The sequence below is a fragment of the Candidatus Poribacteria bacterium genome (assembly GCA_028820845.1).
Lineage (GTDB): Bacteria > Poribacteria > WGA-4E > WGA-4E > WGA-3G > WGA-3G.
Map to the genome: position 1 here is coordinate 46,636 of JAPPII010000033.1, position 23,481 is coordinate 70,116.

A 23,481-nucleotide genomic window follows, 5' to 3' on the forward strand; every position below is an offset into this window, starting at 1 on the left:
ATAGTTTTCAGTCGTCAGTTAACCGACAACCATTAAAAAGTATACCGCAAACCGTTAAAAATTTCCACATCATGTTTTCGGATAGTGGTAGGCGGTTCGCTGTCGTATCGAAAATTAATGCGCAACGGAAACGCCAATTTTGTCGTCAAACGGAACGTCACGCTCCCTTCAAAGAGGATACGATAGTCTTGAAAACGCCGAACATGGAATTGATAATAACCCGTTGCGCTGGTCGTAATCCGTTCGTCTAATTGCCATGTCCAATTGATATAGTTTGTTGCCCGCACGATACGCGTTGTGATTTCGCCGAGTGTTTTGTCATTAATACGTTCATGTTCCCACATTGCCCCGACACCGAGATATACCTTAAATCTGGGATTGGATGGATATAGTGCCAGCCTTGTACCGCCGCCTGCTAAATTTCGGTCATTCAATAAAATGGATTCGTTGAATTGTTTTTGAACGAACGATTCAACAAAGAGATGCTGCGTCAAACGTCGTATAATTCGCGTATGTGCCATGCCTTTATTTACAAAAAACGCGCCCTTCCGCCTACCTTCTTGGAGGCTTCCAAAGACAAAACCGTGATAAGTTTTTGACAGATAATCTGATCGAAACCGTGTCCGCGCCGTAAACAGATCTGTGTTTCCCGTGCGATAGGTTAAATCCATCGTGATGCTGTTATACCAACCCGGTTCCAATTGCATCTGCTTTGTCGTTTCATCCGTAAAAATATTAACTTGGGCTGCGAGGGGAGAACAGAAGGTCAGACATAAGACAAAACAGGTGTGAATAATCCACGGATGGCGGCACTGAATGCTGAATCTACGCAAAAATGCGTTGCTTTTTTGACTTTTTTTAATATTTCTTGACATTTTTCAACATTTATTGTATACTTTGTAATTGGCAGCCTTTTTTATGAGAGGTGCGCCGACGGTGATACCAACACCGATCGACGCGGCACTGCCATAACGTCCCTATGACAGCGCTAACCTAATTGTATCATAAAATCCACTTATTTTGTGATACAATTAGGTTAGCACCTTATACACAAAAGGATTGCCGAGAACGCACACCTCACCGTTTGCCTTCCCAAAGCAATCCCCAGAAAACAACGGACAAAAACTGATGAAATTGCCTTTATGATAGACGATTGCTATCGTCGCGCGCTGACCCGTGGGATTCTTGTCGTGCCCCTCTGTCTCACAGGTTGCACCTCCGCGCAAGATCACCTATAAAATCCTATCCACTTCAATACCCTAAGGAAGGTAATCAATAACTTTATGAAAACGCTTTACATCAACCTATCGCTTCTCGCGATTATGTTTTGCAGTTGGCTTCACATCGCTGATGCACAGACTGTGAACATACCGGATACTGGTTTAGAAGCAGCAATCCGCGCCCAGCTCGGCAAAGAAAAAGGATCCATCACGCAAGCAGACATGAGAAGTTTGACAACCCTATTCGCTCACGAACAGAGAATCAGGGACCTCACTGGTCTGCAACATGCGACTCACTTAAAGAGACTGCATCTCAATGGCAATTCGATTACGGATGTAACACCGCTTTTGAAACTAACGAGCCTGCGGTTCTTAGATCTCACGGATAATGAAATTCAGAATGTCCATCCACTTGCGAGGTTGAGAAACCTAAGGACGTTATCTCTTGACTCCAATCCAATAACCATAAATCTTCCGCTAACCCTAACTGAACCGATGGTGATTAAGGGTGGAGAATTCGCTGTCTTCAGCCGCGACCGAGGTCGTTCTATTCTCGGAAACGTGACCACAATCTATCAAGATTGGTCCGCGTTTACAGGAGCGAATCCTGTGCTTACCAAGTCCCTTAGAAGTAGCAGTAGTGATGGAGGCGGTGGTGAAGGCGGCACTGGCGACTTGCTGGCGCGCGTCAACGAAACATTTGATAGTTTTAGAACCGAAGGTTTCGGTGGTACGATTGAACTGATTGCACACCCCAACACAAACACCAAATTCGGCGATCTCGTTATTAGCGAAATCATGTGGGGAAGGCATGAAAACATGGCAGATAACCAGTGGGTAGAACTTTACAGTCCGAAGCAAGACATCACACTTAATAGGAATCGTTATGCTTTGCTACTCACAGGTAAATATCTGGAGAGGGATGTCATTCCCGCAACAGAGTTTTATGGTGGATGGAGCGTGATAGATAGAGTCCGGAATGCGACGGCGGAGAAGAATGTATCATGGGAATTGCCGGGACTTAGCAAAGGCATACAACCCGATCAACCGTCAGTCTCCATGTACCGAGAAATACAATACGCGACAGGAGAGGTACCTGATGGCAGCCTTGCAAGGAGTTGGAAAGCCTCAAGCAATCGAGAAAACTTGACATTTCCAAATTACGGTACACCGGGGGCGAAAGATGGTACGAAAGTGCTACGCGCTGCCTCCCAACTGCCGCTAACGTACTGGGTAACCGCGCTGTCTGGTCGGCTTTATCGTCTTGCGGGTGCGGAAGTGGAGATGTTAACACCCAATGTCCAGAATATAACGAGTCTTGCCGTAGATGCAATAAACGCGAAAGTCTACTTCACAGAGAAAACAAGTGATAGAACCGGAAAAATCCATAGCGTGGACTTTGACGGTTCAAATCTTACAACTCTCGCCACTATCCAGTCGGGGGTCCCTGTGGACCTGACTATTGACCCTGAGGGCAAAAGACTATATTGGACAGATTCACTTGGACGGGTTCGACGTGCAAACCTTAACGGTAAACACATTAGGAACCTGATCCAAAACCTGAATTCACCCAAACGCATCGCGTTGCATACGGCTGATGGCAAGATGTACTATACGGAAGCGAACAGTATCTGGCGTGCAAATCTCGATGGTAGTACCCCAGAAGCAGTGGTTACAGGCTTGGTGAAACTTGGGGATATTGTTATTGCAAGCGGCAAGATGTATTGGAAACAAGAAATAGCTGCTGGACGTGGTGCTGTAAAACGCGCTGACCTTGATGGCTCGGATATTGAAGCGGTCGTCTCAATCCAAGGTATTCCTTTTGGTATTGCTATTGATAGTGAAGATGATAAGTTATACTGGACGAATTCGCTTGGGAGTATCCAGCGCGCCAACCTTGATGGTTTAAGAATACAAAAAATCGTCACCGGTTTAGACCCATCTGAAGACTTTGCATTGGCCACCGGATCTTTGACAACTCTGGCTGCGCCGAGAAATGGATCACTTGGATCAACAACCTCTGAGGTAACCCAACTCCTCGCCAACTATCCAAATCCGTTCAATCCAGAGACCTGGATGCCTTACGATTTGGCACAAGACACGGATGTTCATATCTATATCTATAACTTAAAAGGAGAATCCATTCGGGAGTTATCTCTCGGCTTCCAGACGGCTGGAACGTATAGAACTCCGTCGCGCGCTGCGTATTGGGATGGACGGAACACTTTGGGTGAACCAGTCGCAAGTGGTGTCTATTTTTATACCCTTCAGGCAGGGGCTGTTAAAGTCACTCGTCGAATGGTGATTCTCAAATAGAGTTATCGTACATCTGTTTTCTTTGTAGCATAGGAAACCGTTAGCCTGTGCACAAAACGTCTCATTAAGTTATGGGATCCACTATAATTGGAGAAAAAGAATGTTGTCAAGATTAATATTTTCCTTAGTTTTAGTTTTAATGTTCGCCTCTTTTGCCGAACCAGCACCCGCCCAAGGATTGCGGAACAGTGCTCCCCTCAACACCGGCGTGGATGTTTACGATAACAGTCCGAGGAATCAACTGATGAGAAAAAATGGATTTGTTGTTCACGTGAAGAGCGACGGTGATAGTGAGGATCCTGCTCCTAATGGAACAGTTGATGCTGAGGTTATTACCGTAACAACACTCCGCGGTAACGCAAACTTTCCGAATTTGGAAGAACTCTTGCGGTTTGGTGGCACGATTGAACTTTCACTCAACATTGGTGAAAAAGGGTCGTCAAACCATACTATCGTATCAGATACAGAGGCCCCAGCCGGTATTGTTGATGATCCTAACACTAATTTCAATGAAGTAAATCTTGCTAGTCAGAAAGCCATTTCAGATGCAGTGCTTGCTCAGTTTAAGCACAGACTCGTCATCAGTGAAATTATGTGGGGACTTGATGGATCAGATGACTCGAAACAGTGGATCGAAATTTACAACAATGGGGACGCTCTAAAAGGTCGCGATGATCTGAGGCTTCGTTTCTACTTCAACCGGAGAGTCAACAACTTAGGCAAAACTTACACTCAGGAATACGACAATGGCTTTACAGAAGAACGTTTAGTTATTGACATGGTTAGCCTCATCAATCGCTTTGGGAGTAGATGGGATCCGCCCGGTAGCAGTGGTCGGACGATTGCTTCTGAAGATGGGAGGCATCCCGTAGAAAATCTCGTCTCCATGTATCGGAAGACAGATATTCTTTTTGGTTGGCGTTATAAAGACAATGCGGCGTTCGGTGATGGGAGTGAGGCGGATTCTTGGGAAGCATCCGTTGGACGGACCAATATGGACGGTCCTTTCGTTGGAACGCCCGGAACTGTCCATAAACCTTATGTCGGTACAGCCTTCAGGTACGATAAAACCCCAGCGTCCATCCCTGCTGAAGGGGTTATCATCAACGAGTTTCGGAACGATACCTCCGCTGCTAACATCGATTGGGTTGAACTCCACAATAACACGGACACCGATATTTCCATCAGAGGTTGGCAATTAAGAGTATTTGGTGAACGCAAATTGAATGGCGGCATATACATCGGTAGTCCGATAGGTGCCCAGTTTCCTGATGAGAATCTCGCGAAGATTCCAGCAGGCGGTTACCTTTTGATTGTCAATCGTCATCCCTCAGAAACACCTTTGGCGGGTGGGATTGACATCACAAATAGTGACGACTTCCCGCACGGTGCAACGCATCAGTTTTACGTTGACAGCAGATTAAATCTGCCAAACACAGGCAAATACCTTCTTTACCTCCGAAAAAGGGATTCTTCGTCTGATTCTTTCGCCGATAAAATTGTAGACTTTGCTGGGAACCGTCGGACCTCGTGGGGGAGTACGGACCTTGCACCCTTGGTCGGCTGGGAAGCACCATCGGGAGAGAATCTGGATCCCATCTTCCAAGGCACTCTCGCCTCCAGTAGTAAATCCTATGGTCGCGACGCTCAGAAGTCAAGAACCGATTATAGACTTCACCAGGAGGATTGGAAAGAATTTGGCAGTGAATCCGGTGGGCTCGGTTATGACCCCGGTGTGGATTTGGCAATCGCTCCCGGCACTCCCGGTTATCCGAACGACGCTGTCAAGGGAAATATTGCTGATGTTACCGGTAGCGTCGTTATCAGCGAGATTATGTATGATGCCGGACCTCGGGCCAGACTCGTCCAATGGATTGAACTCTATAACACCTCTATGACTACAGCTGCTAACCTGGATGGTTGGAAGTTAGAGCTCCGTAATGGAGGCGAGGGTGATGTATCCTCTGTTGATGCTGCCTTCACATTTGATGCTGCGAAAAGAAATACGGTTATCTTACCGAACCAAACCCTACTGCTTGTCTCCGACAGGAGCAGCGCAAGCGACGTGCCTAACAACCGAGTCTATAACCTCTATCGAAACCACCGCGATGCGTTAGGTTTGAAAAATCGCGGCAGTACGCTCCTGAGCACTGAAGGTTTCTACCTCAAACTTACGGATAAAGATGGTAAGTTCGTAGACGAGGCGGGCAACGTCATGCTCGATGGTCCGAGACGCATCCTCCAATGGACCCTACCCGAAGTTAATGGAGATAAGCGGTATTCAATCTTACGTCAATTCGGAAACCGTCAATTTGATGGCAACGCAGATGCCGCCGATCCCGGCACTATGCAGTCGGCTTGGCGTGCTGCTCAGAGTGCCTTAACCTACTACGGACATCGCGATGATGTTGGTTCGCCTGGACACCGTGTCGGAAGCGCATTACCGGTCTCACTCTCCAGTTTCCATCCAGTTCGCGACAAAGGAACAGGAGCAGTTGTTATCACATGGACAACCGAGTCTGAGTTGAACAATGCCGGATTCAACATCCTGCGGAGTGAGACGAAGAATGGTGCGTTCCAGGTCATCAACGTCAAAGGCATTATTGCGGGTCATGGGACTACCAGTGAAAAGCATGTGTATACGTACACAGATACAACTGCGAAACCCAACGTTGTTTACTACTACCAGATTGAGGATGTCTCTCTTGATGGCAAACGCACGACCTTGGCAACCACGCATCTGCGGGAGGATGTCAGTGCGGGGGGTAAACTCACGACGCGTTGGAGTGAGCTAAAATCGTTTGGCAAATAGGTCAGACACAAAGGTTGTTCAGGGATGTAATAATTGAACTAACCTAAAACCAAATAGGGATCCCCGGCTTCGGTTGTGGGATCCCTGTTTTTTTATGAGAAAGTCGCTAGCAGAGCTCGCTCCTACAAGAAGAAGATTGCGCAAAAAATCGAAATTATCAGAAAACTGAACGACCTTGGACAAAGCATTCTATAATTGGACAAAATCGTTCTATGGTGGTAAAATCAATAAAACACAAGATAGAAAGGCAGAAAATGCAACGAATCCTCATAGATACCGATCCAGGCGTAGACGACGCTTATGCAATTCTCCTCGCCATGCGTTCGCCTGAATTGTGCGTAGAAACAATAACGACCGTCTGCGGAAATATCTCAGTCGAACAAGCAACGCAAAATCTGTTCACGATTCTCGGATCGCTTGATTTAGACGAATTTCCTATTATTGCCCAAGGCGAAGCTGCACCGCTCGTAAAACCCCTCGTGAATGCAGCACATGTCCACGGTGATGACGGCTTAGGAAATACCAGTCATCTGCAAGATACCGATGGCAACCCACGCTACTCCCCTGCAAATACCACTCTCTCATCCATGTCAGGTGTAGATCTCATTCTTGGGACAGCGGCGCAGTATCCAGATGAACTTATCATTGTAGCACTCGGTCCGCTGACGAATCTCGCCAAAGCAATCCGTAAGGATGCCGCTAAAATGCGAAGGCTTCAGAAAATTATTGTGATGGGTGGTGTTTTTGAGGACTACGGCAATGTCACAACAACAGCGGAATTCAACATCTTCGTCGATCCGCATGCAGCCCAAGAAGTCTTTCAATTTGGGGTGCCTGTTCACATCTTCCCACTTGATGCGACACACCAAGTTGTCCTGATGGGCGAACGGTTGCGCGCCGAAATTGAGGGACGGCAGGATAAAGTTTCACACTTCCTCTGGGATGCGACACAAGCCTGCATGGAATTTTATCGTCAACACGTCGGATTCTGGGGATTTCATATCCACGATGCCCTTCCCATTGCCGTGTTAACGTCTCCAGACTATTTTGAGAGTGTTGATGCCTATGTACAGGTCGAAACCGAAGGCGATTTGACCAACGGTATGACGGTTGCCGATTTACGTCCTGAACGCCAACGTCACAATCCAAATGCACAGGTCTGTGTTAAAGTAGATGCCGAGGCGTTTTTGGATAACTTTTTCCAGCGGCTTCGGTGAAATCCGATGGATCCATATCGTTTATATCGAAAGTGTTTCCTTCAAACACGACACCTTGATTGGTTTTACCGCGCGTGAACACTGCATTCCCATCGGTCTGGAAGCGGTTATTATAGAAACGGATATTGCGAATCCCGTCGCTCACGCAGTCAACTACAGCGGGATTTCCATCGGTGGATGCTGCTGTATGGATTCTGTTCGCGAAGAAGGTTGTATCCCTGATACCGCCGTTTGCACCCGTTGACCAGAGATGGATGCCGCCATAACTGTTTTTTCTACCGTCGTTTACACTCAGGTTGTAACGGAGGATGTTCCCGTAAAAAGGTCGCGCACCCTCGAATTGTGCCAGTAGGTACCCCGCGCCATCATTATTGTGGGAATAGTTATACTGAACGGTTGAATTTGTTACACCTCCATCCAGATCGAATCCACCCCCGTCTTTACTGCTACCGGTGCGATTGTGATGCGATTCGTTGAACTGAATCAGAACACGGTTCGCGTCCCATACCCATATACCGACAGGTCCCCCACCTGCGTAGTCGTTTAGTCTGCCGTTTTCATAAGCGCAGCAATATTCGATAGTCGCACTATCTACCTGTGCAAGAATAATACCGTTCCCTGAATGGCTGCCCTTGCCGGGGATCCCCGCGTTCCTATAGGCACTACAATTGCCGACATAGAAATCAGCGTGTGCGTAACCCGCTCGCGCTGGGTTCCATGCGCCGGTACAGCTGATGCCTGCATCTCCGTTGTCATGGCTTGTGGTATGCGTAATCCGAACATTACGGAATCCGCTCCAACTCCCGTCTGTGGGTTCTGCCGTGAAACAGATCCCAGAATCCCTGAAGCCGCTGACATTTACCCGATGAATCCGAATATCCGTGAATTTGGCATCCCTGAGTAAGGTGTTGATGAACAAAATGCCAGAGCCTGTGTTCTCTGATGCCCCAGCACCGATGAAATTCAAGTCCTGTAGATGGATGCCGCCGCTGTTTTTCACTACCAAACCAGAACCGACACCTGCGTCAATCGTCGCAGAACCTTCTCCATAGGAACCGATTTTTACAGCACCTACTTTCCGTCTGCTACAGGGTCTGATTTCAGTGAGGGAGAGATTTCCCACGAAGGTCTGATTCGCTTGAAACCGGACCGAATCGCCCGGCAACAACTCGGTAGTATTTACGCGTTTGATACTTCGCCACGGCTGCGTTTTACACAAACCGGAGTTTGAATCCTTACCGTGTAGGTTGACGTAGTAATCCATAACCGATGTTTGCCGGACGCTAAAACGTGTGTATTCCACCGAGCGGGTGATTCGGAATATAGCGGAGATCGTTGTACGGATCACGCTGGAGCATTAGCGGTACATCCAGTTTTGGGAGTTTCAACTCCGCAAATTTGACCCGCTGGGCATCGGTGAGTTCTAAGGCAATCTCTTCAATCAATTCATTAATCTCGTTCATAAAGATCTCGCGCTGCTTCAAAAACTTGCGTGCCTCGTCTCGGAATGCGTTGAGTTCCCGCCGCGTCCGCATGTCCGAGAATCCGCTTTCATATCGATCGTAATACCGATTTGTTAGCCCAGCGCGAAACACCTGATAGTCCGCCTCTAACTGTTTCTTCTCAAAGTCATAGTCATCAACAATATCGCGAATCAGTTTCAGTTTAGGATGGATAGTCTGTTGTTGTACCGTTGTGAGTTGCAGTACGGTTGTACTTTTGGAGACATCAATGAGTTTAGCACCTCCGCATGCTTGCAACAGACCAGAGAGGAATAGAATGAGGAACATCCAAACGCTTCTCATGATCAATTCTCCATTTGTAAGATACGTGCTTACGAAGCACTCCCGTTGGGCCACGCTTTGACCATATCCTCCCATTGCTGAGTGCCGTCGTCGCCTAAATCGTAAAAATATCCGTATTTCAGTTTAAGATATGCGATATAAGGTTTAATAGACAGGGGACTTCCTGTTGCGCGTTCAACGATTTCGGGTGCCGTATACTTTGATCCGTGTTGGTAAAGATTCTCTTTCAACCAATTGTGAAGTGTACTGAACTTGCCCTCCCTCTTAATTTCAGCTGGAATCTCAGGATGTGCTTTAAAGGCAGAGACGTAAAATTGTGAGGCTAAGATATTGCCCAATGTGTACCCCTGAAATCCGCCACCGATGAGGCTGTAGTACCAGTGCACATCTTGCAAAACACCGTCCTTGTCATCTGGTGGCACGATGCCGAAATCTGCTTCAAACCGTTCGCGCCACGCATTGCGGATGTCTCGGATCTCAAGTTTTCCTTCTAACAGTGCCAATTCAAGATCGAAGCGCAGCATAACATGGAGGTTATATGTTACCTCGTCGGCATTTGTGCGGATGAGAGAGCATTCTACTTTGTTGATGGCACGATTGAATGTGTCCCGAGATACAGTACCGAGCTGCTCAGGAAAAACGCTTTGGAGTTTCGGATAGTAGTGATACCAAAACCCGCGACTCCGCCCGACCAGATTCTCCCAGAGTCTCGACTGACTTTCATGGACACCGGAGGAGGTGCCGCGAGCGAGAGGGGTCCCCTCGAAATCCATTTGAATGCCTTGCTCATACAGTGCGTGTCCAGTCTCATGGAGCGTGCTGAACAGCGCATCACCGAGAAAATTCTCCTTTGTTCGCGTTGTAATCCGGACATCGCCGAGTGAGAACTTCGTCATGAATGGGTGGTGTGTTTTGTCCTGCCGCCCGCGATTCATATCGTAACCAAACTGCTCAGCAACTTCTAATCCAAATTCGAGTTGTTTTTCTTCTGGAAAGTATTGATGCAAACACGAATCATCGGCGGGTTCCTGTGATGTGATCGCAGCAACAATTGGAACGAGTTCTTCACGGAGTTCGGCGAAGATACGACTCACCTCTGTCGCTTTCATCCCGTACTCGCTCGCTTCAATGAGTGGATCTGCGATATGATCATAGCCCGGAAAGAAGTTTGCTGCCTGTCTGCTGTAATCCAGCGTTTTTTCCAAGTAGGGACGGACCCGCTCAAAGTCGTCTGCCGGACGTGCCTCGGTCCATACCTGGAAAGATTCCGCACTATGATTTGCCACCTCAGCCGTGAATTCTGCGGGTATTTTAATGGCGCGTTCATATTTTCGGCGTGTGACGCGGATGAGGCTCGCTTCGTCGGAATCGTAAGAGAGACTTTTTTCGTAAGGTTCGAGTGCATCAAGCAATTTCCCGATGACGGGATCAGTGAATTTTTCGTGTGACAAACGACTAAGCGTTGCCATTTGGCGACCGCGCGCCGCAGCACCGCCAGGGGGCATATAGGTGGATTGGTCCCAATGGAGCAATCCTGCAGCGGACGATATATCGTTTATCTCAAGCAGCCGGGTTTTAAGTTCCTCAAATTTCGCTTCCACAATAATATTCTCCTCGCTTGTAATCTAATACCATTTCTAAAAGTTTATCTCGCATTAACCGAACCCACTCACGTCACACCCGGTAGGTGCGGTTTCTAACCGCACCGAGCAGTGCTGAAAAATAGCCAACCTTTTAAGAGGAATTATCAATTAGAATTGGTATAATATAATATGAGTCCAGTTATCCGAGTTCGATCATTTGTTTGGTGAGTACTTCAGCTATAGACTTTGCCATTGTTTCTACCTCCATTCCTCGTGTATATAATACGTAAGTTGCTGCCCTGTAGCATAATCTTTTAGATTGTGCATCTGCGTGCGCAAACTGAAAGTTTACGCTACAAAATGCCTGGATCATCGACAGTTTTCAGTAAAAAATAAGGTATGCAGGTCTAAAATCGTGTCAGTAGTAACTTGGGTATATAATATAGCACGATCCGGCTGCGAAAGCCAAATAAAAAGCGTTAGATTTGATATAGTGTATTCGCCTTTGTCTCCTGAGACCAACCGTTTTCTTCCCATGATGATAGCAAATTACAAAAATTCCGGCTTTTGTCTTATTTTCGTAACAATTAAATGCTATAATTTACGGCAGAATCAAGCAAGGAAGGCAAATTTATGCAGAAATACAATCGGATACTGTCCTTCATCATAAATATTTTAGTCATCCTAACAGGTGCCGTTGTTGTTAGCAGTTGTTCGCCGAAAGATAGCGAAGGGGGCCTCACTAAAGATGTTGACCACATCACTATCAAGAATAAAGGCTCAGACACGATGGTGAATTTGGCGCAGGCGTGGGCAGAGACGTACACGAGTATCTCCAGCCAAGCATCGGTAGAGGTGTCGGGTGGCGGTTCTGGGACAGGTGTTGCTGCACTCATCAACGGAACTGTTGATATAGCCAACTGCAGTCGCCAGATTAAGCCTAAGGAATTAGAGCAGGCAACGCAAAATACGGGTAAAGTGCCTCAGGAATTTATCGTCGGTTATGATGCCCTTGCGGTTTATGTCCATCATGATACACCTATTGATAAGATTACAATCCCACAGCTCGCAGAGATCTATGGCGAGAACGGCACGATAACGAAGTGGAGCCATCTCGGTCTCACGCATACCGCCTGTCCAAGCGACAAAATTATTCGCATCAGTCGGCAATCTAATTCGGGTACGTATTTCTATTTTCGAGAGGCACTGCTTGGGACAGCGCGCGACTTTCGTATCGGTTCGTTAGATTTACACGGCTCTAAAGATGTAGTGGAAGTTATTGGAAGAACGCCCTGCGCGATTGGCTACAGCGGTATGGGGTATGCTACCTCACATGTCAAAATGTTAGAAGTCGCTACTACCTCCGATGCCCCTTACTACGCACCAACTCTTGAGAATGTTATGGCGAAAACCTATCCTATCGCCCGTCCACTTTACATGTACTCCTTGGGTGAACCGACAGGCGCAATTAAAACATATCTCGATTGGATTTTGTCCGCCGAAGGTCAACAGATTGTTGAGAAACTCGGTTTCGTACCGTTAGACAGCAGCTAAACATATATGAATTTTCTACGCAAAAAAAGCACAGCAAACCTGCCGTTTTCCGAAACAGCAATTGAACTGTTTATTCGCTTATGTGGTATTAGTTCTATTCTCTTTGTATTTGGTATCTTTTTCTTTGTATTTCGCGAGGGGGCGGGTTTTCTTTTCAACGGTTTGGATTTGAAGGAGTTTCTGACGAGCGTAGAGTGGCAACCGACCTCACTCAATAATAAAAGATACGGTGCGTTTGCCTTAATTGTGGGCACTTTTAGTGTTACAGTCTTAGCAATGTGTATTGCCGTCCCTTTTGGGCTCGGCGCAGCAATTTTTGTCTCAGAGTTTTGTAGCCCAAAACTGAGAGAGACTTTCAAGATTATCATCGAGCTGCTCGCTGCGATCCCGTCGGTTGTGTGGGGGTTTATTGGGTTGACCTTGATGAATCAGCTGATTATTGCTGTGTTCAAAGCACCCATCGGTTTAACGATGCTCAACGGAGGCATTATGTTGGCGTTGATGAGTGTCCCGATCATCGTCTCTATAGCGGAGGATGCCTTAAAAGCCGTGCCAGATTCCTATCGCGAGGCAGCGGAAGCACTCGGCGCAACCCGATGGCAGGTGGTCTATCGTGTGCTTTTACCAGCAGCAAAAAATGGGCTATTGGCAGCCGTCTTGCTCGGTGCCGCACGTTCCATCGGTGAAACAATGGCGGTCTTGATGGCAACCGGACACTCTGTTAACATTCCGTCGGGGCCGCTTTCTTGGATCCGCACGCTAACAGCGACAATCGCCGCCGAATTAGGGGAAGTCGCGAGGGGTGATGAACACTATCAGGTCCTCTTTATTATCGGTATTCTCCTTTTTACTATCACATTTATAGTGAACCTCATCGCTGATTTGGTTATCAAAGGCATCCGTCAAGAGTAATTTTGTAGCGCAAACTTTTAGTTTACGTCTGATCCAACACAATCTAAATGAAGATTAATTTATAACTTCGGTAATTTCCTAATAATGCTTGGTGCGGTTGGGAAACCGTGAAGAAACACCCCACGGAATGCCCGGGGAATGCCACACGGCATTCATACCGTTGATTTACGCGCATTCCGTGTTGATTCGCAAAAACTCTACCAAGCCTGGGGAACCTATTAAGGATAATACGGAGATATGAACACTGACGTACAGGTATCGCCGCAAGAGATGTTCACGGAAACACCGATTGCCCGGCAAAAACGGCAGATAGAGAATGTAATGCGGATTTTCCTGCTTGTCATAACAAGTCTGATGATTATCCCGCTGCTTCTCATTATCGGCTATCTCCTCTATAAGGCATTGCCGGTACTCTCTTTGGAGTTTCTGTTTACGAATCCGAAAGACAATATGCGTGCCGGTGGACTCTGGGCACCCTTCCTTGGAACAATCTATTTAGTGGTAGTGTCTCTATTGGTGTCTGCTCCTATTGGTGTATTCGCTGCCGTCTATCTCAACGAGTATGCCCGTGATAACTGGTTTACGCGTATCACGAATTTGGCTGTTGTTAATCTGGCTGGCGTGCCGAGTATCGTCCACGCGCTGTTTGGCGTCGGTGCATTTGTCCTCTTTGCAGGTTTAGGTGAGTCTATACTCGCAGCCTCACTCACGCTCGCAATCATGACGCTTCCGGTTATTATCGCCAGCACAACGGAGGCACTTAAAGCGGTACCTATGTCTTTTAGGGAGGCGTGTTGGAATCTGGGTGCGACGCGATGGCAAACGATTCGCCGTATCGTCCTCCCTAACTCCATCAGTGGTATCCTGACGGGTGTGATTTTACAGGTATCGCGCGCAGCGGGTGAAACGGCACCTATCATGTTCACCGGGGCGGTTTTCTATAAGTCTATTGCGGAAGGAAACCTTTTCGCCTATAATATAACGGAACAGTGTATGGCACTCTCCCTACATCTTTTTACAATTTCAACACAGGTACCAGATGTGACCGAGGGAATTCCGTACGGGACTGCAATAGTGCTTGTCGCCACTGTTTTACTCGTCAACGCCGCATCAATTGCGCTAAGGGTTTATCTCCGAACTCGAAAGAAATGGTAGAGTGGTTGTTTATAACCAGACAAAAACATGAATAAAGAAAAATTACGAAATATTGTTGAGGGGGCCGCATTTACCGCCGTCATCCAGTTTCTGATTCTTGCATCCGCTGTCGTTTTTGTGCTTGAATCCGATAGAGATGTGTGGGGATTAGCCGGATATGCAACGCATTTTCTTATTTTAGACTGGGTGTTTTTTGTTTTATTTTCAGCGGAATATGCACTGCGGGTCTACATTGAACCCAGAAAACGGGATTTCATTTTCAGTTTCTATGGTATAATTGATTTGCTGGCGATTTTACCGTCTCTGTTTCTCGTCCCCGGATTTCGTGTGCTACGCGTCCTCCGATTCTTGCGGGTCTTCAGAATCTTCAAGGCAACCCGTTTTATCCTCGCAGTTGATCGGCTCGCAACAGCACTTCGTGGCATCCAGCAAGAACTCTTGGCACTCGTTATCTTATCGTTGATGCTCGTCTATCTCGCGGCATGCGGGATCCACTACTTTGAGAGAGATGTCCAACCTGAAAAGTTCGGCTCTATCCTTGATTCGATGTGGTGGGCTGTTGTGACATTGACAACTGTCGGGTATGGAGATGTCTATCCAGAAACAGGCGGTGGAAGGGTTTTCACTGCGCTCGTCACCCTTGTGGGTGTAGGGCTTATCGCGATTCCTTCTGGATTGTTGGCATCGGCTTTGACGGAAGCACGCGTGGAACGCGAAGCAGCAGAGGAAGCTGAAGAAAAAGAGAATCAATCTACGGAACACAGCGACACAAAAAGTGGCTAAAAAATATGAACACGAATGGTAATAATGATTCACAAACCACACCTATAATTGAAATCAACGATCTGACGGTCCGTTACGGCGATACACCTGCGCTGAACGGAATCTCTTTTGATGTCCATAAAAATGAGATTCTCGGTATCATTGGACCTGCGCAGTCGGGTAAGACCACACTTTTGCGGGTTATCAACAGAACGCTGGAATTTACGGCAGGAACGACTATAGAAGGTTCTGTAAAACTTGATGGCGTAGACATTAGCACGATTGGCGATGTTTATGGCTTACGTCGGCGTATCGGTATGGTGTTGCCGTTGCCCGTAGGACTCCCCCTTTCAATATACGATAACGTCGCTTTCGCACCGCGGACAGCAAGCGTTCGGGCAAAATCGGAATTAGACGAAATCGTTGAGCGGTGTCTGCAGCAAGCTGCACTCTGGGATGAAGTCAAAGATAGGCTGGATACGCTTGGGACGAAACTCTCTGGTGGACAACAACAACGCCTTACGATCGCCCGCGCCCTCTCGCATCAACCGGAGATTCTCTGTCTTGATGAATTTTCTATTGCTGTCGATCCTGTTACAACGATGCGTATTGAAGACGTCCTGAAAACTTTACGGACGGAAATGACGATTCTTCTTGTCACCAATCTTGTTCAACAGGCGAAACGGTTAGCAAACCGCACCGCTTTTATGCTCAATGGCGATCTCGTTGAGATTGATACAACCGATGTGATTTTTTCTGACAACCCGAGGAATCAGGCCACTTACGATTACGTCAACGGCACTTTTGGCTAAATTTTTTAAACTATGGGAATGATGAATTATAGCATTGAAACTGAAAATCTTAGTCTCTGGTACGGCGATTTTCAAGCACTCATTGATGTCAATGTCAAAATACCCAATGGTCAGATAACCTCTCTTATCGGTCCATCAGGATGCGGGAAATCGACATTACTTCGCTGTTTTAATCGGGTCAACGAGCGTTACGGCAACGTCACGACCAAGGGGAAAATTGAGGTCCTCGGAAAAAATATCTACGACCCAGATGTCTCTTTACCAGAACTCCGCAAAGCCGTCGGTATGGTGTTCCAGCGACCGAATCCATTGCCAATTTCGGTTTACGAAAATGTCTTATTCGGTTTGCGGATTCACTCACCAATGCGCAGCCTAACACGGACGGACTGCGATCAGATCGTTGAAGAAGCTTTAACCTCTGTTTTCCTCTGGGATGACCTAAAGGATAGATTGAAGGTCCGCGCAACAACACTTCAGCTTGAACAGCAACAGAAACTCTGTATCGCGCGGCTATTACCGCTTAAGCCGAAAGTTATTCTCATGGACGAACCGTGCTCCGCCTTGGATGCAAAAGGAACACTCGCTGTTGAAGAACTCATGGAGGTACTCGCAGGAACCTACACATTCTTAATTGTGACGCACAATATGGCGCAAGCGCGACGCGTGAGTAAAGAGTGTATCTTCATGTTCCTCGGTGAACTTATTGAATATAGAGAGACACAGGCACTGTTTCAGACACCAGAACACCCCAAAACTGCAGATTATGTGCAAATGCGGTACGGATAAGGATAGCATTCAGCATTCAGCATCAACGGTATTCAGGTTCTCCGTGTGGCATGAACCGGGATTGCTACGCAACCCTCTCAGCGGTCAGTAAAGATCTGTTCCGTTTAAAGGATCTTCCTCTTGCTGACTGCTGATTGCTGAAAGCGCAGCGTGCTGACTGCTATTCCCGCTGATTGCCAATATTATGAATTCTTTAATGACTCGTCCGAATCCAAGACAAAAATTCGCTTTGCAGAGTATTGCGCTCGTTATACTGGGAGCGGTGTTCATCCCAATATGGTACCTTCTACAAAAATTGCGCGTCTCTGATGTAGAGGTATCATCAGTAATACCTGTCTCGGAGACGCTATCGGGACCACTCAGCGATCTCTATCTTTTTTTAATTATTAGTTTTTTCGCAATTTTGTTTGCGGTGCTATGTGCCTTTTACTTTGAAGAGTGGCTTCGAGAGACAAATTGGGTTCGACGTTTCGTCGAGAGTCAGGTCGGTATTTTAAGCAGTGTCCCCTCGCTTTTATATGGACTTTTAGCAGTCTCAATTTTTCTGCCCTACAGTGGTGTTTTCGGAACGGTTGAGGGGCTTATGGCTGCGGAAAGTTTGGATGCGACTTCATTGAAAACAGGCTCTTTTCAAGGTGATACGACGCTGTTTTATATCGCCGTGTTGACCTTTATTTTGTTAGTGATGCCGAGGACGATTAAGACGACCCAAGAAGCACTTCGGTCGGTACCGATGCCAATTCGTGAAGCCGCGTACGCACTTGGTGCCAATCGCTGGCAAGTGCTGATGGAACATGTCGTGCCGCTTGCACGCCGACGGATACTTGCTGGTGGATGCCGTGCGATGTCTTGCGCACTTGCCGCCGCCGCCTTATTCGTCGGTATCTGTATCTGGAGTCGTCCAGTCCAGTCTGGACAAGCGTCCGGCAGATTTATGCTGTTTTTAGGTGGTGCGTTGCTGTTGAGTATTTTCTCAAGTTTCCTCGCTGAGAGACACGCTGCTGTTTCGATACGACACACCTGACGTTTGCTGGTGCGTTTAAGTTTGTTAACTGCGTTAAATGTTTAAGACGAACACATATCGGAGACACGGAGCGCGAATTTCAATACCTCGCGATACAGACAATAATGACCGCAAAAGAGCGATCTATTCTAAGCATTCGTGATCTGAATATCTGGTATGGTGAAAAGGAGATTCTGAAGCCGCTCTCTTTTGAGGTTCAGGAAAAACGGATAACGGCTTTCATCGGGCCCGCTAACTGCGGTAAAAGCACCCTTGTCCGGTGCTTCAATCGATTAAACGACTTTACACCAAACTTCAAATTCACCGGTGAAATCCTTTTTAAGGGGAGCTCTTTGTATGCCGAGCAGGACGCTACAATTGTGCGGAAACAGATCGGGATGGTGTTCCGAAGACCCGTCTTATTCCAAGGATCTATCCACGAAAATATAGCGTATGCAGCTCGGATTTCAGGCGTAAACCGAACCTCTGAGTTAAATGTCGTTGTTGAGGGAAACCTCCGAAGAACCGGACTCTGGAATGAGGTCAAGGGCATCTTAGACGAAACACCGGCGCAGTTATCCACGGGACAACAGCAGCTGCTCTGTGTCGCACGCGCCTTGGCTGCTGAACCAGAGGTTCTGATATTCGATGAGCCCTGTGGTGAACTTGATCCTATTGAGACTGTTAAGATTGAGACCCTTATGCGGGAGTTGACAAACGATTGCACACTCATTTTCGCCACGAACAAAAGAAGGCAAGCCGCTCGCGTTTCTGATGTTGCAGGATTTCTTTACGGCGGCGAGTTAATCGAATTTGGAGCAACGGAAAGAATCTTTACCAACCCACAGGACAGCAGAACGGAACAGTATGTAACAGGTAGAATGGGGTAAAATAGTTGTCAGTCGCCAATTATCAGGGGTCATTTGAGAATGTTAAGAGACCTGCTTTAGGTTGTCAAAGGTTTGTTGGCGATTGGAAGACTGCAAGGACAACGGACGCAGCAGCCCAGGAGTAAATAGTTAAAAGTATGTTAGCGAATGAAATCAGAGAACTTCAGCATAAACTTTTGGAAATGGCAGGGCTTTCTGAACAGATGCTACGCCAAACCATTGAATCCGTTCTAACGCGAGACGAGGCATTAGCACGGACAGTGATTGCTACAGATGATCAGATTGATCGGTTTGAAAACGAAATCGAATCATCTTGTATCCAACTCATCGCACTCCATCAACCCGTCGCTTTTGAGCTCCGCTTCCTGGCGACGGTAATGAAGATCAGTTTCAACATTGAAAGGATTGCCGATAAAAGCGTCGCTATTGCGAAACGAAGTCTTGAATTATTGGAATATCCACCCCTCAAACCTTTCGTCGATTTACCGTATGTCGCACAAGTGATTCAAACCATGGTAAAGGATGTGTTGGATGCTTTCGTTAACCGAAACGCTGAACTCGCCTTAGAAATCCGAGAACGCGACAATGAGGTCGATGAAATTTATCAAAAGATGCTCCATGAACTTCTCGCGACGCTAACCGAACATCCCGCACTTATTCCACCGGGTATCAGCATCTTACTCCTTTTCCGCCATCTCGAACGCGTGGGCGACCTCGCAGCAAATATCGGTGAAGAGGTCTACTATCTCGTCAAAGGCGACATCATCCGACATTCTTAAACACTTACAGGACTGCCATTTCCACGTTGTCAAAGTTTCGCCGGTAGTATTTCATGTACTGCACCTTTTTCTCAAGTGCCTCGATAACGGCGATGTTGAAATTCACTTTTTCAAACCGTTGTGCGCTTCCCAACCCGCCTGGGCTGAACACATTAATCTCCATAAGTTTGTCACCTACAATGTCCAAACCTACCAAGAACATGCCGTCTTGAACTAATTTAGGACGTACCATTTCAACGAGTTCTAAGGCGGTATCCGTAATTTCCGCCTGCCGCAGTTTCCCACCCGCGTGAATGTTACTTCTCATGTCGCCACCCATGCGAACACGACGGAAAGCAGCATATCTACCACGATAACGCAACGGCTGTCCATTGAGAACGAACAAGCGGGTGTCGCCTTCTGCTGCTGCGGGTAGGTATTCTTGTGCAATGACATATCCATCTCTGGCTACTGCATCAATCATCTGATTGATATTTGGAAGGTCATCAGGTCTCACAAGAAAAACGCTTTGTCCACCGGATCCCTGGAGCGGTTTCAGGACGATTGTCCCGTCTTGTTCTTCAGCAAATGCCTTGATCTCGCTTTGACTTCTCGTAATTAAGGTTCTCGGTCTCACTTCTTCGGGGAAAAGTTGGAAGTACATTTTATTGAGTGCTTTGGCAAGCCCATTTGGATCATTAAGCACAATAACACCATGCCGCATTGCAACTCTTCCGAAAATGAGTCCTGCGTTTTGCGCCCAAGGTTTGGCAATAGCATCATCCGCTGGATTGTTCCGCAGGAGCAAAATATCTAATTCATCGACGGTAATACGCTCGACTTTCGCCCTTCTGCTTTGCAGGTCATTAAAATAGGTTTCGTGAGATTTATAATTTCCGCGTGGTGCCATACGCGCCGTGGCGCGGATATACTCATCTGGGTCGTAAGCGAGGTCGCCTACTGCTATTATCCACGCCTCATGTCCCATATTGATCGCCTGCATTGCCAGCCGAGTCGTTGTGTATCCTGCTTGTTCAGTTTCCAGATCATTGATGAGGAATCCGATTTTCATTTTTTCTCCTTTTTGATGAAGTCAAGGACGGATAGCCCTTTACGTAGTGCGTTGAATTTCTCTTCTATATTTGGATGTTCCATATATCTTGGGCGTAGGGGTGCCGATTTTAAAACCTTACGCCACTGTAATTCTTGAATGATAGGAATGTGTTCAGCTGCGATTTTCCCCACAAAGAGCGGCTCAAGTGCTCCGCCTTTTTTTAGATAGTCTAACAGACCTACGAGACCCCTGAGATAAACCGCATCTTTAATTAAACCGCCGCTGCGGTAGACTCTCATTGTGACAGTAAAGGCTGTGCGTTGTGTGAATGAATAGGTATCTTTGAGAATTTGAAAAGTCTCGATAAAAGAAGCACCATCTATGAGGCAGCGTGCCGCAATTACGCGTGCCGCCAGGAGTCGTAGACGCGGAAGACTCAGCCCGCCGACAAGGTACTCTGAAAGAACCGCGAGGCCTTCCTGCATCTCTTCGTAACCTGCAAGTCCAGTATAGAGCATCTGGAAAGGTTGCGCACGTCCATTGAAATAGGTGAGTATATGCGTGCCGACTTCATGCTGAATTAACGCATCAGCGCGAGAATCTGAAATCCTTGTTTTTTTTCCGATGAGTAGGTTTCCCTTGGACACCATAAGTCCCGTGTAAATATCATCACGTATTTCAGCGTTTGCAGAAAATTCGGGTAATTGCTGTCGATAGTATTGAAGTTCCTCTTCGACGCGTTTCGCAAAAGCCGTGGCATCAAGTCTAATCTTAGATCCCCTCTCGCGACTGTGCGAAGGCACTTGTTCTACTATTTTCTCAGCAAGTTCCAATAGCTCGTCTTCTACACCGCCAAAAAGCTGCAAGCTCCCGTGAAAAAACCGCGGTGTATCGATATGACTCAGCATCGTGAGTTGTATGTCAAGTTCATACCGCTTTTCCCGAAAGAGGTAACCAAGCGTGGGGTCTTCTATACTTTCGAGTCGAGTGTTCCAGAGCTTACGTTTGAGCATTGCAGCGTCAAAGGGTTGTGGACGATAGTAAAAAACGGGTGTGCGTTCAAAATGTGAACGTCTAAATGATGCATACGCCGATTCTGTGTTGATGGGTGTAACCTGTAGCAGAAAATCAAAGGCGTTACTAATTTCGGCAAGTTCTGTGTCTATTTTCCAAACTGCTTTAACGACTGCCCGACGCCCCAGAACATGAAAATGTGTGGGACGATGGGTCGTTTGTGTCCGTGAGAATTGAAAAAAGGTTTTCTGCAGCACCCCAGTGATTTCATGTGCAAGTAGCCTCCGAATTATCGGAAATACTTCATCCGTTTCAGGCGAACGATAGATCGGATGGACCTCAAGCCCAATTAGAGCACATCCGCTTTCCTTGAGAACTGGGTTTGGTAAAAGTGCCGGTAAACCGAGCGGAGCTATTTTTCGGTGCCTCGCAATTTTGACGGTAGTCGTCTGTTTTCGGACGCGAACGAGGCGGAGTGCCTCCGCGAGCGTCTCAACGGTTCTAAAGGGACTCAGATTTGATTGTGCTGTAATCCGGAATTCCGGTGCCGTTGTAAACGTATCAACATCAAGGTCATTTCCCCTTTTTCCGCTGCTCCAAATCTCCAAAATAAGAAATGCTCCAAACTCGCGTGATAATGTCTGGACTATATTCTGAATGAGTTTAGATAGACTTTCCCGAGTTTGCTTGTCGCCTGAAGCAATCAGATAAGATGGTTGTCCTATAACAAGACGTTCTGTACCAGCATCTTTGCGCCTTGGTGGATATCGATAGACACAGAGAAATGGCAATTGCCGATCAATATGCAACCGTCCATGGTCAGGAAGCGTGCGACGTACCTGCTTGTTTTCGGCAAGTCGAGAACAAACCGTCCTGATGAACCGATCACTGATAACTTTATTACTTGCTTTTGATTGATCTTCCATTTTTCTCATGTTTCCTCAACCAACGCAATCAACCTCGCACTCGGTTTTGTGGTACCGAGGTTTCAGATTTGGAGGGTTTCTTAAGCTGAATCGGTTTCGCTCAATTTGGCCAGTTCTTTTCGTATACCTAAAAGTGTGGACTTTAAGGCTTGTTGAATGGTCTTGGTCTTCTCCATGTCCGGTTCGCCTGTCCATTCGTCCATGAAGAATTTTTTGAACTCAATAGCAAGCGAACAACCAGAGTTTGGAAAAGATTCATGAACCCAACGTGAGAACTGTCCACCTCGAAATTTGATGTTTTCCCTAACATCGAGGTGTCTACCCATAAAGTCGAAATTCCGAAGGTTTTCCATGAAACCGTGAATCAAAGGGATCCATTTCTGGTCAATCCCGGTTCCCGTGCCAATATTAACCTCTGGGTTGCCTGCTACATCTGCTGGTGGGGCACTGGGTCCATTGCGACGATGATTATATGAGTGTAGATCGAAAACAACAAAATGTCCGAACTGCTGTTCTACGTCTCTCAACAGGGCGTGGACTTCTGCATAGAACGCATCATAAGCCGCTAAGGATCTGTCAATCAGTTGCGTGTTTGGACGTTCTTTCCAGACGTGTAATCCCCACGCATCTTCGGGTTCAATATAGACGGCTTTCTCACGCGGGCGGTTTAAATCCACCTCAAAGCGAGAGTGTGTCCCTATAATTCGTGTTTCGGATACCTCAGTCCAGAGTGCCGTAAACGGATCCTCTTCTCTGAGCCTTTCTGCATCAGTTAACGCGAGGATTTCAGACACTTCCTTGCGTACCCGATGCCCATCATGAATCGCTGCTGCTACGATTGGACTGTGTCCCTTTGCTATGTTCCATATAGTTTGTGTGTTTTGGTGCGTCATGTTATTGTG

The 23,481-nt window shown here is 47.0% G+C and carries 19 protein-coding genes; 12 read left to right on the top strand and 7 right to left on the bottom strand.

Annotation, left to right across the window (positions count from 1 at the left end; genetic code table 11):
• Positions 1–32: 32 nt before the first annotated feature.
• Positions 33–833 carry a DUF481 domain-containing protein gene (locus OXN25_08220; GenBank protein ID MDE0424836.1) on the bottom strand — a complete coding sequence of 267 codons (801 nt, stop codon included), beginning with the start codon at positions 831–833 and terminating at the stop codon, positions 33–35.
• A gap of 450 nt (positions 834–1,283) precedes the next feature.
• On the opposite strand from OXN25_08220, the gene OXN25_08225 reads away from it, so the two are divergent.
• The 3 genes from OXN25_08225 to OXN25_08235 all read left to right on the top strand — a co-directional run bounded on the left by OXN25_08225 (position 1,284) and on the right by OXN25_08235 (position 7,565).
• A complete protein-coding gene (locus OXN25_08225) occupies positions 1,284–3,536 on the top strand; it encodes a leucine-rich repeat domain-containing protein (GenBank protein ID MDE0424837.1) in 2,253 nt (750 codons plus the stop codon).
• A 100-nt stretch (positions 3,537–3,636) separates the two neighbouring features.
• On the top strand, positions 3,637–6,348 hold the full coding sequence (locus OXN25_08230) for a lamin tail domain-containing protein (protein MDE0424838.1): 2,712 nt from the start codon (positions 3,637–3,639) through the stop codon (positions 6,346–6,348).
• Between the two features lie 254 nt (positions 6,349–6,602).
• Positions 6,603–7,565, top strand: a complete 963-nt coding sequence (locus tag OXN25_08235) for a nucleoside hydrolase (GenBank protein ID MDE0424839.1) — start codon at positions 6,603–6,605, stop codon at positions 7,563–7,565.
• On the opposite strand, the gene OXN25_08240 is transcribed toward OXN25_08235, so the two are convergent.
• Genes OXN25_08240 through OXN25_08250 form a run of 3 tightly spaced genes read right to left on the bottom strand, consistent with a single transcriptional unit; the run spans position 7,513 to position 10,971 of the window.
• A complete protein-coding gene (locus OXN25_08240; protein ID MDE0424840.1) occupies positions 7,513–8,829 on the bottom strand; it encodes a hypothetical protein in 1,317 nt (438 codons plus the stop codon). The genes OXN25_08235 and OXN25_08240 overlap by 53 nt on opposite strands.
• Before the next feature lie 19 nt (positions 8,830–8,848).
• Entirely contained in the window at positions 8,849–9,370 is a 522-nt protein-coding gene (locus OXN25_08245; GenBank protein ID MDE0424841.1) for a hypothetical protein, read from the bottom strand.
• 29 nt (positions 9,371–9,399) lie between these two features.
• Positions 9,400–10,971 (bottom strand): carboxypeptidase M32, encoded by a 1,572-nt coding sequence (locus OXN25_08250; GenBank protein ID MDE0424842.1) that lies wholly within the window; start codon positions 10,969–10,971, stop codon positions 9,400–9,402.
• Positions 10,972–11,586: 615 nt separating this feature from the next.
• Between OXN25_08250 and OXN25_08255 the strand changes: the two genes are divergently transcribed.
• The 9 genes from OXN25_08255 to phoU all read left to right on the top strand — a co-directional run bounded on the left by OXN25_08255 (position 11,587) and on the right by phoU (position 19,606).
• Positions 11,587–12,507 (top strand): phosphate ABC transporter substrate-binding protein, encoded by a 921-nt coding sequence (locus tag OXN25_08255; protein ID MDE0424843.1) that lies wholly within the window; start codon positions 11,587–11,589, stop codon positions 12,505–12,507.
• A gap of 6 nt (positions 12,508–12,513) precedes the next feature.
• Positions 12,514–13,419 carry a phosphate ABC transporter permease subunit PstC gene (gene pstC, locus OXN25_08260; GenBank protein ID MDE0424844.1) on the top strand — a complete coding sequence of 302 codons (906 nt, stop codon included), beginning with the start codon at positions 12,514–12,516 and terminating at the stop codon, positions 13,417–13,419.
• Between the two features lie 237 nt (positions 13,420–13,656).
• Positions 13,657–14,574, top strand: coding sequence for a phosphate ABC transporter permease PstA (pstA, locus tag OXN25_08265; GenBank protein ID MDE0424845.1), 918 nt, complete (start codon positions 13,657–13,659; stop codon positions 14,572–14,574).
• Positions 14,575–14,601: 27 nt separating this feature from the next.
• Complete coding sequence (locus tag OXN25_08270) at positions 14,602–15,357, top strand: ion transporter (GenBank protein MDE0424846.1); 756 nt, start codon at positions 14,602–14,604, stop codon at positions 15,355–15,357.
• Between the two features lie 5 nt (positions 15,358–15,362).
• A complete protein-coding gene (locus tag OXN25_08275; GenBank protein ID MDE0424847.1) occupies positions 15,363–16,148 on the top strand; it encodes a phosphate ABC transporter ATP-binding protein in 786 nt (261 codons plus the stop codon).
• Positions 16,149–16,166: 18 nt separating this feature from the next.
• A complete protein-coding gene (locus OXN25_08280; protein MDE0424848.1) occupies positions 16,167–16,934 on the top strand; it encodes a phosphate ABC transporter ATP-binding protein in 768 nt (255 codons plus the stop codon).
• Between the two features lie 196 nt (positions 16,935–17,130).
• The gene (locus OXN25_08285; GenBank protein MDE0424849.1) at positions 17,131–17,958 is read left to right on the top strand and encodes an ABC transporter permease subunit; all 828 of its coding nucleotides are present in this window, start codon (positions 17,131–17,133) and stop codon (positions 17,956–17,958) included.
• Positions 17,959–18,062: 104 nt separating this feature from the next.
• Positions 18,063–18,827, top strand: a complete 765-nt coding sequence (locus tag OXN25_08290) for a phosphate ABC transporter ATP-binding protein (protein MDE0424850.1) — start codon at positions 18,063–18,065, stop codon at positions 18,825–18,827.
• 137 nt (positions 18,828–18,964) lie between these two features.
• The gene (gene phoU / locus OXN25_08295) at positions 18,965–19,606 is read left to right on the top strand and encodes a phosphate signaling complex protein PhoU (GenBank protein MDE0424851.1); all 642 of its coding nucleotides are present in this window, start codon (positions 18,965–18,967) and stop codon (positions 19,604–19,606) included.
• A 4-nt stretch (positions 19,607–19,610) separates the two neighbouring features.
• Here phoU and OXN25_08300 read toward each other — a convergent pair whose 3' ends face one another.
• From OXN25_08300 to OXN25_08310, 3 genes are all read right to left on the bottom strand, one after another.
• Positions 19,611–20,657: a glutathione synthase gene (locus tag OXN25_08300; GenBank protein MDE0424852.1), complete on the bottom strand. Its 1,047-nt coding sequence runs from the start codon at positions 20,655–20,657 to the stop codon at positions 19,611–19,613.
• On the bottom strand, positions 20,654–22,579 hold the full coding sequence (locus tag OXN25_08305; GenBank protein MDE0424853.1) for a flavohemoglobin expression-modulating QEGLA motif protein: 1,926 nt from the start codon (positions 22,577–22,579) through the stop codon (positions 20,654–20,656). Before OXN25_08305 ends, OXN25_08300 begins: the two co-directional genes overlap by 4 nt.
• Positions 22,580–22,659: 80 nt before the next feature.
• Positions 22,660–23,472 (bottom strand): N-formylglutamate amidohydrolase, encoded by an 813-nt coding sequence (locus OXN25_08310; protein ID MDE0424854.1) that lies wholly within the window; start codon positions 23,470–23,472, stop codon positions 22,660–22,662.
• Positions 23,473–23,481: the final 9 nt, after the last annotated feature.

Excerpts from the sequence above, each read along its gene's own strand:
- OXN25_08225 (MDE0424837.1), top strand. The coding sequence starts at position 1,284 with ATGAAAACGCTTTACATCAACCTATCGCTTCTCGCGATTATGTTTTGC.
- OXN25_08230 (MDE0424838.1), top strand. The coding sequence starts at position 3,637 with ATGTTGTCAAGATTAATATTTTCCTTAGTTTTAGTTTTAATGTTCGCC.
- OXN25_08235 (MDE0424839.1), top strand. The coding sequence starts at position 6,603 with ATGCAACGAATCCTCATAGATACCGATCCAGGCGTAGACGACGCTTAT.
- OXN25_08240 (MDE0424840.1), bottom strand. The coding sequence starts at position 8,829 with ATGGATTACTACGTCAACCTACACGGTAAGGATTCAAACTCCGGTTTG.
- OXN25_08245 (MDE0424841.1), bottom strand. The coding sequence starts at position 9,370 with ATGAGAAGCGTTTGGATGTTCCTCATTCTATTCCTCTCTGGTCTGTTG.
- OXN25_08255 (MDE0424843.1), top strand. The coding sequence starts at position 11,587 with ATGCAGAAATACAATCGGATACTGTCCTTCATCATAAATATTTTAGTC.
- pstC (MDE0424844.1), top strand. The coding sequence starts at position 12,514 with ATGAATTTTCTACGCAAAAAAAGCACAGCAAACCTGCCGTTTTCCGAA.
- pstA (MDE0424845.1), top strand. The coding sequence starts at position 13,657 with ATGAACACTGACGTACAGGTATCGCCGCAAGAGATGTTCACGGAAACA.
- OXN25_08270 (MDE0424846.1), top strand. The coding sequence starts at position 14,602 with ATGAATAAAGAAAAATTACGAAATATTGTTGAGGGGGCCGCATTTACC.
- OXN25_08275 (MDE0424847.1), top strand. The coding sequence starts at position 15,363 with ATGAACACGAATGGTAATAATGATTCACAAACCACACCTATAATTGAA.
- OXN25_08280 (MDE0424848.1), top strand. The coding sequence starts at position 16,167 with ATGATGAATTATAGCATTGAAACTGAAAATCTTAGTCTCTGGTACGGC.
- OXN25_08285 (MDE0424849.1), top strand. The coding sequence starts at position 17,131 with ATGACTCGTCCGAATCCAAGACAAAAATTCGCTTTGCAGAGTATTGCG.
- OXN25_08290 (MDE0424850.1), top strand. The coding sequence starts at position 18,063 with ATGACCGCAAAAGAGCGATCTATTCTAAGCATTCGTGATCTGAATATC.
- phoU (MDE0424851.1), top strand. The coding sequence starts at position 18,965 with ATGTTAGCGAATGAAATCAGAGAACTTCAGCATAAACTTTTGGAAATG.
- OXN25_08300 (MDE0424852.1), bottom strand. The coding sequence starts at position 20,657 with ATGAAAATCGGATTCCTCATCAATGATCTGGAAACTGAACAAGCAGGA.
- OXN25_08305 (MDE0424853.1), bottom strand. The coding sequence starts at position 22,579 with ATGGAAGATCAATCAAAAGCAAGTAATAAAGTTATCAGTGATCGGTTC.
- OXN25_08310 (MDE0424854.1), bottom strand. The coding sequence starts at position 23,472 with ATGACGCACCAAAACACACAAACTATATGGAACATAGCAAAGGGACAC.